The organism is Tahibacter caeni (assembly GCF_024609805.1).
In the GTDB taxonomy this organism is placed as follows: domain Bacteria; phylum Pseudomonadota; class Gammaproteobacteria; order Xanthomonadales; family Rhodanobacteraceae; genus Tahibacter; species Tahibacter caeni.
Genome location: NZ_JANFVR010000517.1, coordinates 1 through 2,254, shown reverse-complemented (window position 1 = coordinate 2,254; position 2,254 = coordinate 1). Strand labels below are relative to the sequence as shown.

Annotated in this window: 3 protein-coding genes; all 3 read right to left on the bottom strand. The window is 70.5% G+C overall.

The window, feature by feature from the left end:
- Positions 1-762 (bottom strand): pantoate--beta-alanine ligase (gene panC / locus NON22_RS23340; RefSeq protein ID WP_257389383.1); only part of this gene is annotated, 762 nt, incomplete at its 3' end.
- Positions 762-1,586 carry a 3-methyl-2-oxobutanoate hydroxymethyltransferase gene (panB, locus tag NON22_RS23335; RefSeq protein ID WP_257389382.1) on the bottom strand — a complete coding sequence of 275 codons (825 nt, stop codon included), beginning with the start codon at positions 1,584-1,586 and terminating at the stop codon, positions 762-764. The genes panC and panB, both read right to left, overlap by 1 nt.
- 96 nt (positions 1,587-1,682) lie before the next feature.
- Positions 1,683-2,177 carry a 2-amino-4-hydroxy-6-hydroxymethyldihydropteridine diphosphokinase gene (gene folK / locus NON22_RS23330; RefSeq protein WP_257389384.1) on the bottom strand — a complete coding sequence of 165 codons (495 nt, stop codon included), beginning with the start codon at positions 2,175-2,177 and terminating at the stop codon, positions 1,683-1,685.
- Positions 2,178-2,254: the final 77 nt, after the last annotated feature.

Here is a 2,254-nt window from a genome sequence, read left to right as displayed (position 1 = left end):
GGCGGCCGGCGCGAGATCGTCGGCCCGGCGCACGGCGGCGTAGTCGACGCGGAAACCGGCTGCTTCGAGCGCCGCGGCCGCCGCACGCTCGACGGCCTCCGCCGGCTCGCCGGCTGCAACCGCCGCGCGCATGCGCTGCAACGTCGCATGAATCAGTGCGGCGCGATCGCGTTCCTCGGCGCCGAGATACTGGTTACGCGAACTCATCGCGAGACCGTTGGCTTCGCGCACGGTCGGCACGTCGGCGATCACGATCGGCAGACCGAGATCGGTCACGAGCCGGCGTATGGTCAGCAACTGCTGATAGTCCTTGCGACCGAACAGCGCGACGTCCGGCTGGACCAGGTTGAGCAGGCGCAGCACGACGGTCGCGACGCCGGCGAAATGGCCGGGACGGAACGCGCCTTCGAGGGTCTCGGTGACGCCCTTGACCTCCACCTGAGTCGCTACGTCGAGGCCGAACGGATACATGGCCTCGACCGCCGGCGCGAACAGCAGGTCGCAACCGTGCTCGGCCAAGCCCTGGGCATCGGCATCCAGGGTGCGCGGATAGCGCGCGAAATCCTCGTTCGGACCGAACTGGGTCGGGTTGACGAAGACGCTCGCGACGATGCGATCACAGCGTTCGCGCGCGGCGCGCACGAGCGAAAAATGGCCGGCGTGCAGATTGCCCATGGTCGGGACCAGGCCCACGCGCAGGCCGGCACGGTGCCAGCCCGCCACGGTCGCGCGCAGCTCGGCGACGGAATCGAGGCGTTGCATCAGTAGCTGTGCTCCGGGGCCGGGAATACGCCGCTGCGCACGGCGTCGGCATAGGCGTGCAGCGCGGCCTGGATCGAATCGTGGCCGGCCAGGAAATTCTTGCTGAAACGCGGACGCTTGCCCGGCGTCAGTCCGAGCAGGTCGTACATCACGAGCACCTGGCCGTCGCAGTGCGGCCCGGCGCCGATGCCGATGGTCGGAATCGCGAGCTCGGCGGTGATGCGCTCGGCCAGCGCCGACGGCACGCATTCGAGCACGAGCAGGTCCGCGCCGGCCGCGGCGACCGAACGCGCGTCCTGGAACAGGCGCTCGGCGCGATCCTCGTCGCGGCCCTGCACGCGATAGCCGCCGAGCTTGTGCACCGACTGCGGCGTCAGACCCAGGTGGGCGCAGACCGGAATGTCGCGCTCGCTCAGCGCATGGATGACGTCGCCGGCCCAGCCCGCGCCTTCGAGCTTCACCATGGCCGCGCGGCCTTCGCCGATCAGCCGCGCCGCGCTCGCATAGGCCTGCTCGCGCGTCGCATAGCTCATGAACGGCAGATCGGCGATCAGCAGCGCGGTGTGCAGGCCGCGCGCGACCGCGGCGCTGTGATAGACCATGTGGTCGAGCGTGACCGGCAAGGTGCTCGATTCGCCCTGGACGACCATGCCCAGCGAGTCGCCGACGAGCACGACGTCGATGCCGGCCGCGTCGACCGCGGCCGCGAAGCTCGCGTCGTAGGCCGTGACCATGACGATCTTTTCCCCGGCGCGTTTGCGCGCATGCAGCTGCGGCACGGTGACGGCGTTGCGTGATGGCGCGGTCGCGGGATTGGCGTACACGCGGAACTCCTGCGCGGAAAACGGCGATTATCAACCCATACGCGCGGCAGCGAAAAGGTGCGGCGGCGCAACAATCCGTTTACGCCGGCAGCGACCTCAGAATGCTGCCGCCGTCAGGCGCCGGCAGCCGGCGACATCGACGCGGGTGAGCAGATCCGCGACGCGTCCGAGCCCCGGCACCACGCGCTCCGGCGCGATCTCCGCGAGCGGCAGCAGCACGAACGCGCGTTGTGCGAGATGCGGATGCGGCACGCGCAGACCGGCGTCGCAGATTACCCGGTCGCCGTAGAGCAAGACATCGAGATCGAGCGCGCGCGGCCCCCAGCGCGTGCCGTCGCGCAGCCGCCCGGCCTCGCGCTCGAGCGCGAGCAGCGCCGACAGCAGCTCCGCAGGCTGCAGCAGAGTTTCAATTTCCACAACAGAATTAATGAACGACGGCTGCTCGGTCACGCCCCACGGCGGCGTCAGGTAGTGCGCCGAGCTCCGCAGCAGGCGCGACCGGGGCAGTCCGCCGAGGCTGGCCGCCGCCTCGGCGACGAGACGGCGCGAATCGCCGAGGTTGCTGCCGATGCCGATGAATGCCGGCGTCACGAACTGGCCGGCGGCGCGTCGCCGGAGCTGCTGCCGCCGGACGGCTTGCGGCGGCGCCGACGGCGCCGCTTGCGCGG